Origin of the sequence: Vibrio sp. GLN_1 (genome assembly GCF_043106015.1) — a bacterium.
Classification (GTDB): Bacteria; Pseudomonadota; Gammaproteobacteria; order Enterobacterales; family Vibrionaceae; genus Vibrio; species Vibrio parahaemolyticus.
This window is the reverse complement of the sequence record NZ_JBICMD010000036.1, coordinates 1,260,715-1,274,428: the sequence shown is the minus strand read 5'-3', so window position 1 is coordinate 1,274,428 and position 13,714 is coordinate 1,260,715. Positions and strand designations below refer to the sequence as shown.

Sequence of the window (13,714 nt, the reverse complement as noted above, 5' to 3'; positions counted from 1 at the left end):
TTCAGTTTCTCCTCCACAACCGACAGGTTTTTCTTCGCTGCTTCAAAATCAGGATTTTCTTTAAGCAGCTTTTTGTATTGCTCAGCTGCGTCTTCTAACTGACCATTTTGTGCTAACGAGTTCGCTAGGTTATAGCGGCCGGTTTGTGATGGGTCATTCGAAAACGCTTTGATGGCCGCTTCGTAATCGCCAGTTTGGTAACTTGCCGCGCCTTGCCAACTTGGGTCAGTGAACAGGTTTTTGGCTTGTTCATATTCTCCCTGTTTATAGAGATTAGCCGCTTTCTGATCGGCATTTAAGAATGGGTTGGCTTGTGCGTCTGGTGTCCAAGTTATTGGAAGCAGCGCAGCGATAAATACCCAAATTACACCACGGCGGAACAGGAAAACGGTAGGCAGTAGCAGTAGAGGCAATAGCCAAAATCCACCATTCAAACGAGAATCGGTTTTGACCTCTTGATTCTGTTTTGCTGCCAAGTTGTTCCCAGTATTATTCGTGTACGCTGCGATGCTATCCACGTCTCGGTTGTTGTGCTGAATAGGAACAAACATACCGCCCGTTTTGTTGGCTAGCGTTTGTAGGTTTTTCAGGTGTGTTTTGGCAACAACGGTCGAGCCTTGCGTGGTCTTAAGAAGCGAGCCGTCGGGTAGGGCAATCGGTGCGCCGTTTGCCGTGCCGATTGCAAGAACCGAGACTCGTATGTTTTTACCTTTAACTAAATTCAGAGAGCGTGCCAATTCTGAATCATCAAGATCATCGGCAAGAACCACAATGTCTCCTTGGTTTGCACCTGCTTGTGAAAATTGACTTAACGCCAATTCGATCGCTGCAGGGAGGTTCGAGCCTTGGAATGGCATCAGCTCTGGCGACAAGTTCTCGATGATACCTGCTAGCGTACTAGCATCCGTCGTTAGCGGACTCAAGCTGTAGGCATCGCCTGCATAGGCGATCAATCCAGTCGCCCCCTCTTTCCACTTTGGCAACAAGTCCAACGCTTTGTAACGTGTTTGAGTAAGGCGATTGGGTTTGATGTCGCTGGCGTACATCGAGCGAGACATATCTAGCACTAGCATGCGATTTTGGCTTAGCTCGAAGCTTGGACGTGTATTTGATTGCCAGCTCGGCCCAGCGAGCGCTACGCAGGCAATCGCCCAAGCCAAGCACCAAATCGTAAAATAGGGTTTGGACTGGATGGTCTTCCCAAGCATTTTGGCGAGGTGCGGGGCAATCAGCGCGGATTTTTTCGCTCTAAATTTTTGATTAATCAGGAGTACGAAGGGGATTGTTATCAGTCCCAGTAACCAATATGGGTTAAGGAAAGTAAACTCAGCCATGTTTTCTCCTTAGTAGGAACAACAACATAGAAAGCACTAAAGCGGCACTCAATGGGTATGGGAACCATTCGGACTGAGGCCGCCAAGTTTGAGTATCGCTTGATACAGGTTCCAGTTTGTTGATTGTGTCGTAGATCTTTTTAAGTTGTTCGGCATCTCGCGCACGGAAGTACTGTCCGCCAGTCATTTCTGCAATCTTCGTGAGCGTTTGTTCATCAAGGTCGGCTGCGGTGTCGACCTTACGAGTCATAAAAAAGTCTTTCACCATCATTTCGCCAGCACCTACGCCGACCGTATAAATAGTGGTATTGTATTTCTTCGCAATCTCAGCCGCTTCGATTGGATCTAACACACCAGCGGTGTTACTGCCGTCACTGAGCAAAATCATCACGCGCTGGGGCGCATCGCTATCGACAAAGGTTTTTGTTCCTAAGCCGATACCATCGCCAATTGCGGTTCGTTGACCAACTAGGCCAATTACGGTTTGCTTGATTTGTTGGATAACGGTTTGTCGGTCAGCCGTCAGTGGCGTTTGTAAGTACGCGTGGTCACCAAATAGAACTACTCCAAGCCGATCACCTTTTCGCTTCGCGACAAAATCTGATAGGACTTTTTTCACGGCAGAGAGTCGGTCGATGTACTCGCCATCTAAGTTCATGTCCTCTTTTTGCATGGAGCCTGAAAGGTCAACCACCAGCATTAAGTCTCGGTACTTAGGTTGAAACTCGACAGGTTCACCAAACCAAACTGGTCTCGCACAAGCGACGACCAATAATGTCCAAACGCCTACAGCTAACGATTTTTGTAGCCATTGTTTAGGCTTATGGTTGTCTTTGTTTTTTGGCAAATACGCCAGTTTGATTTCTGCTTGTCGAGTTTCTTCAGGAAGAAGCTTGTAAATCAGCAGAGGTAAGGGCAACAAAAAAAGTGCCCACCACCAGACAAATTCAATGTTTAACCATTGGGAAAGGTCTGTCATGAGTGTTTGCTCAGTCACGGGTGTTTGCCTTTTTCTTCGGTGGCAAAGCGTGAGTTATCCAAAAGGCACAATCGTCGATCAAATCTTGATGTTGCTCTTGAGGCGACTTTTGATATAACGCGGCTTGCCACTGTTGTTGTTTGTCTACGAATCGAGTCTCTTTGGTATGACTGTCGAGAAATTCATACCATGCCATTCCAGTTAACGGGGCGATGTCTTCACGTGGGAAGTAACTCAATGCTGCTTGACGCAGAATTTCCAGAGCAGAGGAAGGCGTATGAGGTGTGACGGATTGAGTCAAAAGCTTTAATGCCGTTTTTTTGGCAAGTAAGCGCTTTTTACGCCATTTTGCATACAAATATACACCTAAAACAAAAAGAACGATCGCCGCAAGCATTGCCCACCATCCCCACGCAAGTGGGAACCAGTCCGGAGCGTTCGGCAAAATCAAAGGTTCAAGGTTTAGGCTTTGGTTGTTTGTTGTCATTATTATTACTGCTTTATTGAAAACTGCTTTGTAAGGCCTGTTAGCTTAATTGCTGAATCAAAGGCCAACCACTTGATAGTGTGTTAAATGGAATAGCCATCGAATGACACTGTTGTTTGATGGATTCTTGGTGTTGAGTAAAGTGTGTTTCGAGCGCTTTTCTTTGTCCTGTTGAGCCGAAGTTGAACCATTGGCTACGACGGCCATCAGAGGCTTTTGCTTGGCCACGAAAGTCGGTTTCTCCTCTTTCCAATGGGTCGTAAAACTGAATGGCTCTCACGCTGTTGTGTTGTTTAAGGCGACGCAGTTGCGTTAGCTCTCTTTCTTCTACATGTGCAAAGTCACTGAGTAGAATCAGTTCACTGCCTTTTGGCGTGAATGTGTGGAGTGTTTCTAACACTTGCGAATATGGCATTGTGCGAGTCTCATGATTTGGATCTTGAGTCAACTGCGCGTTATGGGTATCAACGATCGCATTGAGAATCCGTAGCCCCTGTTTTTGCAAAGAGGAAGGGCGAAATTCTAAGCATTGGTGTCCATCATCAATCACTGCGCCAATACGATCCTTTTTGGCTAATGTGAGCCAAATAAGAACACTGGCGAAATGAGCGAGTTGTACGGACTTCAATACGTACTTTGAGCCAAAGTGAAGGCTTGAGCTGAGGTCGAGATACAAAATCACCGCTTGTTCTTTGTCTTCCGCAAACAATTTAGTGTGTGCTTTTCCGGTGCGCGCTGTGACTCGCCAGTCGATGCTGCGAATGTCATCTCCGGCTTGATACTGGCGCACTTCCATAAAGTCCATACCACGACCTTTTTGTCGGCTCGTATGGTTGCCGCTCATCTGCGACCAAATGCTTTGTGCCGGTGGCAACCAACGTACCGACTGCGTGCGATATTGAAGCAGTTCTTCCAGTGTTAATGTCACCCCATTCGCATGAGGCGGTAATGGATGGTTTGCAGACATGTCACTCACCCGCTTTATGCGCTGCCAACCAAGCTTAGCAACTTATCGATGACTTGATTTGCCGTTACGCCTTCTGCTTGAGCGTGGTAGCTGAGCAATAATCGGTGACGTAACACTGGGTACGCCATTGCTTGGACATCTTCAGGAGAGACAAAATCACGACCTGCTAACCAAGCATGAGCACGAGCGCATCGGTCAAGGGCGATGGTTGCACGCGGACTGACACCCATTGCTAGCCATTTATCCAACTCACTGTCGTATTCGCTTGCTTGGCGTGTTGCCATCACCAAACGCACAATGTATTGCTCAATGGCTTCTGCCATGTGGATGTCGAGCACTTCTTGGCGCGCGGTGAAGATGTCTTGCTGACTCAAGCTTGGGCGCTCAATAGAGCATTCACCTTTTGCTTCACCACGATTGATCCGCAAGATCGCTAATTCATGTTCTGCATCTGGGTAATCCACTTCTAAGTGAAGCAAAAAGCGATCGAGCTGAGCTTCTGGAAGAGGGTAAGTACCTTCCTGTTCTATCGGGTTTTGTGTCGCCATGACCAAGAATAGCTCAGGCAGTGCGTAGGTGTGGCGACCTGCGGTGACTTGCTTTTCTGCCATCGCTTCAAGCATTGCGGCTTGTACTTTGGCTGGCGCACGGTTGATTTCATCCGCAAGAATGAGTGAATTGAAAATCGGCCCAGATTGGAATGTGAACTCGCCCGTTTCTGGGCGGAAAATATCCGTACCGGTTAAATCGGCAGGCAGCAAATCTGGGGTGAACTGAATGCGATGGAAGTCGCCTTCTACGCAATCAGACAGTGATTTTACGGCGCGAGTTTTAGCAAGTCCCGGAGGACCCTCAACCAAAATATGCCCGTCAGCAAGAAGGGCGATCAACAGTTGTTTAACCAGATCATGCTGGCCAATGATCTGAGACTCTAAATAGTGCTGAAGAGTTTCGAAGTTTGATTTATGCATGCTTTGGACTCTCGATATCCATTTGATTTTCGTTTTGAGTATTGGTCATTGCCAATCAGGAAAAAGTTCCTGTTCGCTCTCGAAATTTATCTTTTCAATATTGGGGCAAAGAAAAGGATTGCAAGCGAAGAAAAACGCTGAAAGTGCTTGAATGACAGGGTGTTACATTTATTTTGCATAAGATAGTGAGAAATACCTCTAGTTTTGTTTGCTCAGGTCGATATAGGTTTCACGCTGTGTATGTCACAGAGATATGCACCTGATAGCCACTATCTAGGATGCCAATAACAAGTGATTCTTTTAAAAGGTCCGAATATGTTGAAACTTCATTCTCTGAGTATCAAACAAAAGGTTGTACTTGGTATTACTTTTGCTGTTCTTGCATCAACCATTATCGTTGGTGTGATGGCTCAACGCCATGCGAGAGACGTGTTAAGTCACCGCCTGATTGATATTGAGTTGCCAGCCATGCTGCAACAAATTAACACTGAAATTGACCGCGAAGTTGTGCAAATGCAGCAAGCGGCGAAGCAACTAGCAACAAACGAATTTGTTGTCGAAGCGCTAAAAAATACTGATCACCCACAGTTTTCTGAAACGCAGCTTGTTCAGCAGCTAAACAACATCAAATCTCAGTATGGATTGAATGACGCATCGGTCGCAAACCGTAAAACGGCGTACTACTGGAACCAAAATGGTTTCTTGCGTCAGCTAAACCATTCGCAAGACGCGTGGTTCTTTGGTTTCACCTCTTCGGGTCGCGAAACATCAGTGAGTGTTTTCCAAGAAGCTAATGGTGAAGTGAAAATGTTCACTAACTACCAAGACTTAAACGGTATCTCGATGTCGGGTCTATCTAAGTCGATGGATGACATGGTGTCACTTCTAAACAGCTTCCAAATTGAGGACACAGGTTACGTGTTCTTAACGAATGAAAAAGGTGACATTCAAATTCATCGTCAACAAGGCAAAAACAAAACGTCGATTGCGCAGCTTTTTGGCAGCAACGCGAATCAACTGTTGAACAAAAACAGCTTCAACCTAATTAATGTCGAGTTTGAAGGTAAGGACAATTTCGTCGCGAGTTTGTATGTGCCGTCCATGAACTGGTTTGTTGTTGGCGTCGTGCCTGTTGACGAAGTGTTTGCTGACCTCAATGCAACTGGCCAAAAAATGATGATCACAACCATTGTAGTGGCGTTGGTGTTCATTTTGATGGGCGTATTGCTTGCAAACAGTATCACTAAGCCAATTCGTTTGATTGCAGATCGCTTTACCGATCTTGGTCAAGGCGAAGGTGATTTATCACAGCGTATTGAAATTCGTGGCAATGATGAAATCGCGCAACTTTCTAAAGGTTTCAACGGATTTATTGAGAAAATCCACGCAACCATGAAAGAGGTATCTTTGACGAGCGGTGCACTGAGTCAAGCGGCAGACAGCGTGTCGAGCAAAGCAACGTCAACGTACGACAATAGCCAAGAGCAACGTGACCAGACGATTCAAGTAGTTGCAGCGATCAACCAAATGGGTGCGACGATCAGTGAAATTGCGTCTAACGCAGCGACGGCAGCCGATACTGCAAACCAAGCGTCTGATAATACTCAGACGGGTCGTGAAGTTGTGATGAAAGCGAAAGAAGTGATTAGCCGTCTTGCTGACGATGTGGAAACGACAAACATCGTTGTGACACAGCTTGCTTCTACAACGAAAGATATCGGCTCTATCCTTGGTGTAATCCGCGATATCTCTGAGCAAACAAACTTGTTGGCACTGAACGCAGCGATTGAAGCGGCACGCGCAGGTGAGCAAGGTCGAGGCTTTGCGGTGGTTGCAGATGAAGTTCGTAACCTAGCGTCGCGCACTGCCGATTCAACGGAAGAGATTCAACGTATGATCAACCAGCTTCAAAGTGATGCTCAGGACGCAGTAAGCGCGATGGAAGCTGGCAAAGCGGTCACATTTGAGGGTGTGGCTTCGACGGATGAAGCGGTAGAAGTGCTGGTGAATATCTCTGAACGCATTACGGATATCTCCGATCGAAACACGCAAGTTGCGACGGCAACGGAAGAGCAATCTACCGTGGTTCATACGATCAATCAGAATATTGAAGAAATCAACGCAATCAACGAGATGACAACTGCAACGGCGGAAGAGTTGGCTGGCGCAAGCCGCGATCTTCAAGAGCTTTCATCTCGCCTAGATAAGATGGTTGGTAGCTTCAAACTCTAGAGTTGGATAGAATAGACGAAGTTGAACAGTTTAATGACTATATTTAGGTAAGTACTATGAACGACTTCGAAAAAGAACTAGCGCAGATTTCTCAAGAAGCTGCAGAGGAGCCAGAAGTAAAGCTACCTTCGCTAGAAGAGCAAAAAGCTATTGCGGCTGAGCTTAAAAAGCTAGAAGCAGAAGGCAAGTTAACGCCAGAAATTTTGGAGCAATACTTCGGCAAGTTTAATCAGAAAAATTCTGTTCCGGTTCATTAATAAAAAGGGAGTGTTTACTCCCTTTTTTTATTTGTAAAATTCATCATTCCTTCAATTTACTAAGTCACAAGCGCGACTTCTACTCATCATTTTCTAATCGGATAGCTTTTCTCTACCATTTCTCCCTACATCATGTTGTGACTTAAAAATTATTGACACTTCAATAGTTTACTAATTAGTACTAGGGATTTTCATACTTGACAATGCTCCCGCTCTATCTACTCTATTGCATATTTCAATCTAAACTACTAAAGGAATGCGAGCAGGATGGAGCATCAAACTACAAGGAATGTCATCTTAATTACGGAGGGCAGTCTACAGTCATCTCTCTTAAAGGATGTTTTGGAAACGAAGCTCGGTATTAACGTTCTACTGATCACTCCCGAAAATCTTGCTAGCCCATTTGTTAGAAATCGACCTATATCAGCGATTGTCCTAGATTACAGCGTTATCACAGATGAAGTGTTTGCTCGTTATATGGAATTTAAAACCCCCAATTTAACTGGAACGCTTGAAATCCTCATCAACTGCGACAAATCTATCTCAACGGATGAGCTCTTTGTCTGGCGTTCACTTGCCGGCATTTTCTATACCTCAGACGATATACAAACCTTACAAACAGGCATTGACAAGGTGCTCCAAGGCGATATGTGGTTCAGTCGTAAATTCGCACAGCAGTACATTACTCACCTGCGTCGTCATAGCAGGCCAATTAATAAGAACGTTCCGGCAATATTGACCAAACGGGAACAACAGATCATTACGTTTTTATCTATGGGGGCCTCTAATCAACAAATAGCTGAGCAGTTATTTGTAAGCGAAAATACGGTTAAAACGCATCTTCACAATATTTTTAAAAAGATTGATGTAAAAAACAGAGTGCAAGCGCTGATTTGGGCGAAAGAAAATATATCAGAACAATCTATAGTAGTTGTTTGATTTTATAAAAATCGATGTCTGACTAATTTAGTGCATACTCATATTTAGTAAAAAATAGATCATGTTAAAAGTGTTTCTTTTATGAGAAACACTTTTTTTGTTTCTATTTTTAATAAATTAATAATTCAAAAAAGTAGCAAATAACTTTACTCTGTTGTCTAGCACTTAGATATGAACTTGAGTGCTGACGATTAACTACGAATTTAATAATGTTAAGTTAATGAAAGTATGAGAAACATTATGGAACAGTACACGGAAAAGCCTGAAATCCTAATGCTCACTCAACAAAGTTTACAGAGTGAAAACTTTAAGGAAATGCTTTCTAGAAATACAGGAACAAAGATAACGATCATCGATGCTAAAAACCCTAGCTACCATGAACTCATCCCTGAACGTTATTTTTTATTGGTTGATTTCTCAGTTGATACGCCATCTGATACTTTAGTTTACTTGAAGGATAGCCGCAAAGTGCTAGGTACAATCATGCTTAATCTGGGTTACGACTTAGATACTGAAGAACTTGCATCTTGGCCTCATGTAAAAGGTATATTTGGCCCAGGGGATTCAATGGAGAAAGTGTGCCAAGGGTTAAGTGCCATTATTAAAGGAGATAATTGGCTATCAAGAAAATTGCTGGATCAATTGGTAAATTATTACAAAGGAAAAGAATCGAATAACGTTGTAGAGCCTGCGATTGAAGTAGAACTGACACGGCGTGAAATACAAGTTCTGAAAATGTTGAAAGAAGGCGGTTCAAATATGGAAATAGCTGATTCACTATTTATCAGCGAACATACGATTAAATCGCATCTATACAATATTTTTAGAAAGTTAGAAGTAAAAAATAGGACGCAAGCCACAAGTTGGGCGAAAAGAAACCTCTAGTACTAGGAATAACTACATGTAATAAAAAGAAAATAATAGATAAAGTACTAAGTTTTATTTTTATAATAATAAGGTCAGTCAAAAATATCATCCCATATTCAAACTTATTCCTATCGGATTGGCTATTAGACTTCTCATGTCTGGAACGAATCTCATCAGACGTGGAATAAAAGGTCTATTCAATAAATAAGCCAAGAGGGAATAAAAATGAGCACAAGTGACAATGACACGTATTTAGGCGATGCAGGCGCAAACAACGATATCGCTGATTTCGATGGCGGTGATGATCTGTTTATCGGTTATGGCGGTAATGATTCGTTTGTTGGTGGCGGCGGTGATGACTACATCATTGGCGGCGCGGGCAATGATCGTCTAACCGGTGGTGCTGGTGACGACGTCCTGAGAGCTGGTACGGGAAATGATTATCTTGGCGGAGGTACGGGAAATGACTTGCTACTAGGTCTTCTCGGCGACAATAAACTGAACGGCGGCGTCGGGGAAGATATCCTTGTCGCAGGTTCAGGTGATAACGTTTTAGTTGGTGGCAGTGACAGCGACAAATTTGTGTTCACTGACAAGTTTGGTGGTCATGGTGAAGCGAAGGTAGTGGATTTCACTATCGGTGAAGACTCGCTTCACATCATTAGTGACACCGTGACAGAGTTTGGCGATTTAACTTTCAGCTACGATGCGGCTGGCAATGCAGTATTTACTGACGGCGCAGATTTAACCGTTAAGCTGATTGGTGTTACTGAAACAGATATTAACACCTACGGTGCCGATTTATTTGTTATTTAAAATCTAGTTTAAGGCGCTAGTCATCTAGCGCCTACATCATTCGATTAAAGTGGAAGTAATCGTGCAGAAAACAGTTTTCAAAGAAGTCAGACAAAAACTATGCACGCTTGCAGGTTTGCTGATCGGTTTTAGTCTCTTCATTAATTTACTCGTACTTGCTATCCCACTTTATATGTTGCAAGTGTACAACCGAGTCATCTCATCTTATTCGACTGACACCTTGTTGCTTCTTACCATCATCGTGTTGGCGGCTTTGTTTACTATGTCCATTATCGATATTGCTCGTGCACAGATGAGTAAATCGTTCGGATTTTGGATGGACGCGAAACTTTCAGTGTTCATGCTTAAACGAAGCATTCAGTATCAATCGCATACTGGAAAGAGTTACACCTCTCAGGTTCTTCGAGATATTCAAACCATAAAAAGCTTTTTGAGCAGCCAAGCCCCTTATCCTTTGTTAGACGCTCCCTGGACACCGCTGTTTATTTTGTTCGTCTATCTACTCCATCCTTTGCTTGGGCACATTGCGTTGCTTGGTTCTGTCGTTCTGTTTAGCTTAGGTTTGATCAACGAGTTGATGACGAGAAAGACGATGCAAGAAAGTGAAGTTAGGGCCATTTCTCATATTAGTAGTGCAGAGTTAGCGACACAAAACGCCAACTCTATTTTAGCCATGGGGATGATGAACGCATTTTTAGAGCAGTGGCAATCGCGAGTGCAGAGTGTCAGCGTGCTTGAAGAGCGAGTTGCCGGAAAATCGATTTATATGGCTAACTTTTCTAAGTTTGTTCGTGGCTCTTTGCAAATATTTTTACTCGGAGGTGGTGCATGGTTGGTTATTCAGCATGAAATCACGGCGGGTGCGATGATCGCGAGCTCTATTCTGATGAGCAGGGCATTATCGCCGATGGAGCAAGCGATAGGAACATGGCGCAGCGCTATGTCTGCGCGAACGGCTTATAAACGGTTAAAGGAGATTGATGCGATTGTTCGTCAAGACGAATCTGACATGCCGTTACCTAAACCGAAAGGCCATTATGAGTTAACCGGGCTCACTTACCGTCACCCGGGTGCGAATGAGCCAGTGCTGTCTTCTATCACATTATCAATCCCGCCGGGTGTGTCCGTCGGAGTAATTGGCCCTTCTGGCACTGGCAAATCGACATTTGCTCGCTTATTGCTTGGTAACATTCGGCCTTTAGCTGGAAAGGTGACTTTAGATGGCATGGAAGTGTCGACTTGGGCATCTGAAGATCGAGGTGTTCACGTTGGCTATTTGGCCCAAGAGGTGGAGCTATTTCCAGGAACCATTCGTGAGAACATCGCGCGTTTTAAAGAAGAAGATCCAGCGAAGGTGATCAAAGCTGCACAATTAGCGGGTTGTCACGAATTAATCCTCAAAAAGAACAAAGGTTACGACTTCGTTATTGGCGAAAATGGTCGTGGACTGTCGGGTGGTGAACGACAAAGGATTGCGCTAGCACGAGCTGTCTATGGTGATCCTTCTATCGTCGTCTTTGATGAAGCAAACGCCAATCTAGACGGAGAAGGTGAGGCTGCGTATCAGCGTCTTATCGCTCATCTAAAATCTCAGGGCTCGACCATTGTGGTTATCGCCCATAATCCAAGCACATTGAGGCAAATGGATCGATTGCTGTATTTAGCTGATGGCCGCGCCAAACTTTATGGTGCTCGAGATGAAGTGTTGAAGCGTTTAATGGGTGAGGACAGAACGGATATTCCAAGGGTGAAAAATGAGCAATCAGCAGCCAGTCGTTAACGAACTTCCCGCGGAGAAAGTGTACCGTTTCAGTTCAGATGCTAACTTGAGTTTCAAAAAGCCAATTTTGCTCGGAGTTGCAACGTTAAGCTTTTTCCTAGGCGGTTTAGGATATTGGGCGGCTACCGCAAAGTTAGAGAGTGCTGCTATCGCTTATGGAGATTTGTCTGTTCTAACCAAGCGGCAAGAGATACAGCATTTAGAAGGCGGTATCATTGAAAAGCTGTATGTTCAAGAGGGCGATTTGGTAAAGAAAGGCCAGCCGCTTGTTCAATTGTCGCAACGTCAGCCAATGGCCAAGTTAGATGCAGTTAGTGGTCAGTACATTCACACGCTAGCGAAGGAAAATCGGCTGAGTGCCGAATTGGATGAATTAGCGGATATCTCGTGGTCTGGTGATCTAGAAGCGATTCCTCGTGTAAACATCGTAAAAGAAGCACAGTTAGTACAAAACAAAATCTTTACTGCCAGAAAGCGTTTTTTTGAGAGCAAACTTAGTATTATTGAACAAAGTATTTCTGGTGCGAGCTTAGAGCTCGAAAATCTTAAGCAAACCAAAGTCATCGAAAGAGAACGCCTCAACTTTATTGAAGAAGAAATTGCAAGTAACCAAGCTTTGGTACAGAAGGGGTTTTCTGGTAAATCCACTTTGTTGCAACTCAAACGGCTTGCCGCAGAGGTTCGCAGTACTCTTAGTCAGCTTGATCGGCAATCTTTAACCGTTGGAAAAAGGTTAGACGAGAACCAAGCCAAGATAGAAGAGTTAAAGCTCGAAAGATTGAATGAAATCGTCGAAGAGTTGCGGAATACCAAAAAAGAAGTCGTTGCCATTCGTGAAGAGTATAGATCTGCTCAAGATGTGGTGGCTAGAACTTCAATCAATGCGCCAATCTCAGGCCGCGTAGTGAACATGCAAGTGTTCACTGAAAAGGGGGTTATTGGTTCAGGACAAACGTTGTTAGAGTTAGTGCCTCAAGATGATAAGTTGCTTGTTGAAGCAAGAGTCAATCCGCAAGACATTGACTTGATTAATCCAGGACAACAAGCGCATGTGCGATTAACCGCTCTGAATGCAAGAACATTGGCTCCTCTCGATGGTACGGTGCTGACTGTTTCTGCGGATAAATTGTCACAAGAAAACCAAGATGACTATTACCTAGCACGAATCTCAATTTCTCAAGATGATGTTGCCAAGTACCGTTTGACATCCGGAATGAACGCCGAAGTACTCATTTTGTCTGAGCCTCGAACACCGCTGAGTTATTTGATTAAGCCACTGACAGAAAGCATGAACCGAGCATTTCGAGAAGAATAGGTATTCTGTCTTCGAAGAAGCGTATTCTCGCCAATTACATGCCTCGTTGGATATAGATCTAGCGGGGCATTTTTCTTTTTCAAATAGCGTATTTGAATCGGATATATGTTGCTAAGATTGAACCAATCTACCGATGGTTTTCGAGTGACAGTTTTAATTATCAACACTCTGATGTGTTGATTTGTCAGTTTTTTTTATCGGTATTTTTGAGGGGCTTAACAATCCAAATCGAAAACGAATGATATTTTCTTGGTTATTTGTAGGAATTATCCTGCTTTGTAGGTTTTGTATTACTTAAGATCGGTAATTTTCTTTCTTATATATCAATTTTTGCGATCGAGAATGGTTAAGTTTCGCTATAAATCATAATGCGTCGAATCATTCCTAATGTTTTTTGAAAATAATGTCTATTAAATGGTGTGGATTACGATTTGCTTCTTGATTTTTGTTTTATCTTATTGATTTTTAATGGATAATTTCTATTTTGGCTTGGTTTGATAAAATGATGACTTATCTAGTAGTCATCATTGTTTTCATCTACAACGCTGTGTTACTAGTTTGAAGTTGTTGTCAGATAATTCTGATAACCGTCGTTTCATATAAATTTAAATATCATAATCAGTTACCTTTCACCTATCTACTAATTCATGTTTTAAATCTAACGATATAGCCAGATCCTATGGTTTTCGAACGTTATAAATTATTGGATGTGCAATCATAAGATTATATATCTACCTATTTATGGTTATTAAATAAAAAATTGACCATAT

12 protein-coding genes are annotated in these 13,714 nt (G+C 43.5%); 7 read left to right on the top strand and 5 right to left on the bottom strand.

The annotated features are described in order from the left end of the window. The 5 genes from ACF8OV_RS23390 to ACF8OV_RS23370 form a co-directional block, all read right to left on the bottom strand. A partial coding sequence (locus tag ACF8OV_RS23390) for a VWA domain-containing protein (protein WP_392404396.1) occupies positions 1-1,334 on the bottom strand: 1,334 nt, incomplete at its 3' end. After that, positions 1,327-2,331, bottom strand: a complete 1,005-nt coding sequence (locus ACF8OV_RS23385; RefSeq protein ID WP_203504263.1) for a VWA domain-containing protein — start codon at positions 2,329-2,331, stop codon at positions 1,327-1,329. The genes ACF8OV_RS23385 and ACF8OV_RS23390, both read right to left, overlap by 8 nt. Continuing rightward, a complete protein-coding gene (locus ACF8OV_RS23380; RefSeq protein ID WP_005462967.1) occupies positions 2,324-2,800 on the bottom strand; it encodes a DUF4381 domain-containing protein in 477 nt (158 codons plus the stop codon). The genes ACF8OV_RS23385 and ACF8OV_RS23380 overlap by 8 nt, the downstream gene beginning before the upstream one ends. Positions 2,801-2,840: 40 nt before the next feature. Beyond that, the gene (locus ACF8OV_RS23375) at positions 2,841-3,767 is read right to left on the bottom strand and encodes a DUF58 domain-containing protein (protein ID WP_203504261.1); all 927 of its coding nucleotides are present in this window, start codon (positions 3,765-3,767) and stop codon (positions 2,841-2,843) included. Between the two features lie 14 nt (positions 3,768-3,781). After that, positions 3,782-4,738, bottom strand: coding sequence for a MoxR family ATPase (locus tag ACF8OV_RS23370; protein WP_005485145.1), 957 nt, complete (start codon positions 4,736-4,738; stop codon positions 3,782-3,784). A gap of 315 nt (positions 4,739-5,053) precedes the next feature. Here ACF8OV_RS23370 and ACF8OV_RS23365 point away from each other — a divergent pair, with 315 nt between their 5' ends. The 7 genes from ACF8OV_RS23365 to ACF8OV_RS23335 all read left to right on the top strand — a co-directional run bounded on the left by ACF8OV_RS23365 (position 5,054) and on the right by ACF8OV_RS23335 (position 12,944). Further along, positions 5,054-6,970, top strand: coding sequence for a methyl-accepting chemotaxis protein (locus tag ACF8OV_RS23365; protein ID WP_005485061.1), 1,917 nt, complete (start codon positions 5,054-5,056; stop codon positions 6,968-6,970). Positions 6,971-7,026: 56 nt separating this feature from the next. Continuing rightward, positions 7,027-7,227, top strand: coding sequence for a chromosome segregation ATPase (locus ACF8OV_RS23360; protein WP_005462979.1), 201 nt, complete (start codon positions 7,027-7,029; stop codon positions 7,225-7,227). Between the two features lie 267 nt (positions 7,228-7,494). Next, positions 7,495-8,166: a LuxR C-terminal-related transcriptional regulator gene (locus ACF8OV_RS23355; RefSeq protein WP_021450605.1), complete on the top strand. Its 672-nt coding sequence runs from the start codon at positions 7,495-7,497 to the stop codon at positions 8,164-8,166. A gap of 228 nt (positions 8,167-8,394) precedes the next feature. Further along, on the top strand, positions 8,395-9,051 hold the full coding sequence (gene cpsQ / locus ACF8OV_RS23350) for a cyclic-di-GMP-binding transcriptional regulator CpsQ (RefSeq protein WP_031792346.1): 657 nt from the start codon (positions 8,395-8,397) through the stop codon (positions 9,049-9,051). Between the two features lie 207 nt (positions 9,052-9,258). Continuing rightward, complete coding sequence (locus ACF8OV_RS23345) at positions 9,259-9,849, top strand: calcium-binding protein (RefSeq protein ID WP_021450607.1); 591 nt, start codon at positions 9,259-9,261, stop codon at positions 9,847-9,849. Between the two features lie 61 nt (positions 9,850-9,910). After that, positions 9,911-11,629 (top strand): type I secretion system permease/ATPase, encoded by a 1,719-nt coding sequence (locus tag ACF8OV_RS23340; RefSeq protein WP_025570511.1) that lies wholly within the window; start codon positions 9,911-9,913, stop codon positions 11,627-11,629. Next, a complete protein-coding gene (locus ACF8OV_RS23335; protein ID WP_005462986.1) occupies positions 11,604-12,944 on the top strand; it encodes an HlyD family type I secretion periplasmic adaptor subunit in 1,341 nt (446 codons plus the stop codon). The genes ACF8OV_RS23340 and ACF8OV_RS23335 overlap by 26 nt, the downstream gene beginning before the upstream one ends. Positions 12,945-13,714 lie beyond the last annotated feature (770 nt).

Bases quoted from the DNA above. Each gene is read 5' to 3' on its own strand.
- ACF8OV_RS23375 (WP_203504261.1), bottom strand. From the start codon at position 3,767: ATGTCTGCAAACCATCCATTACCGCCTCATGCGAATGGGGTGACATTA.
- ACF8OV_RS23360 (WP_005462979.1), top strand. From the start codon at position 7,027: ATGAACGACTTCGAAAAAGAACTAGCGCAGATTTCTCAAGAAGCTGCA.
- cpsQ (WP_031792346.1), top strand. From the start codon at position 8,395: ATGAGAAACATTATGGAACAGTACACGGAAAAGCCTGAAATCCTAATG.
- ACF8OV_RS23355 (WP_021450605.1), top strand. From the start codon at position 7,495: ATGGAGCATCAAACTACAAGGAATGTCATCTTAATTACGGAGGGCAGT.
- ACF8OV_RS23345 (WP_021450607.1), top strand. From the start codon at position 9,259: ATGAGCACAAGTGACAATGACACGTATTTAGGCGATGCAGGCGCAAAC.
- ACF8OV_RS23380 (WP_005462967.1), bottom strand. From the start codon at position 2,800: ATGACAACAAACAACCAAAGCCTAAACCTTGAACCTTTGATTTTGCCG.
- ACF8OV_RS23365 (WP_005485061.1), top strand. From the start codon at position 5,054: ATGTTGAAACTTCATTCTCTGAGTATCAAACAAAAGGTTGTACTTGGT.
- ACF8OV_RS23370 (WP_005485145.1), bottom strand. From the start codon at position 4,738: ATGCATAAATCAAACTTCGAAACTCTTCAGCACTATTTAGAGTCTCAG.
- ACF8OV_RS23335 (WP_005462986.1), top strand. From the start codon at position 11,604: ATGAGCAATCAGCAGCCAGTCGTTAACGAACTTCCCGCGGAGAAAGTG.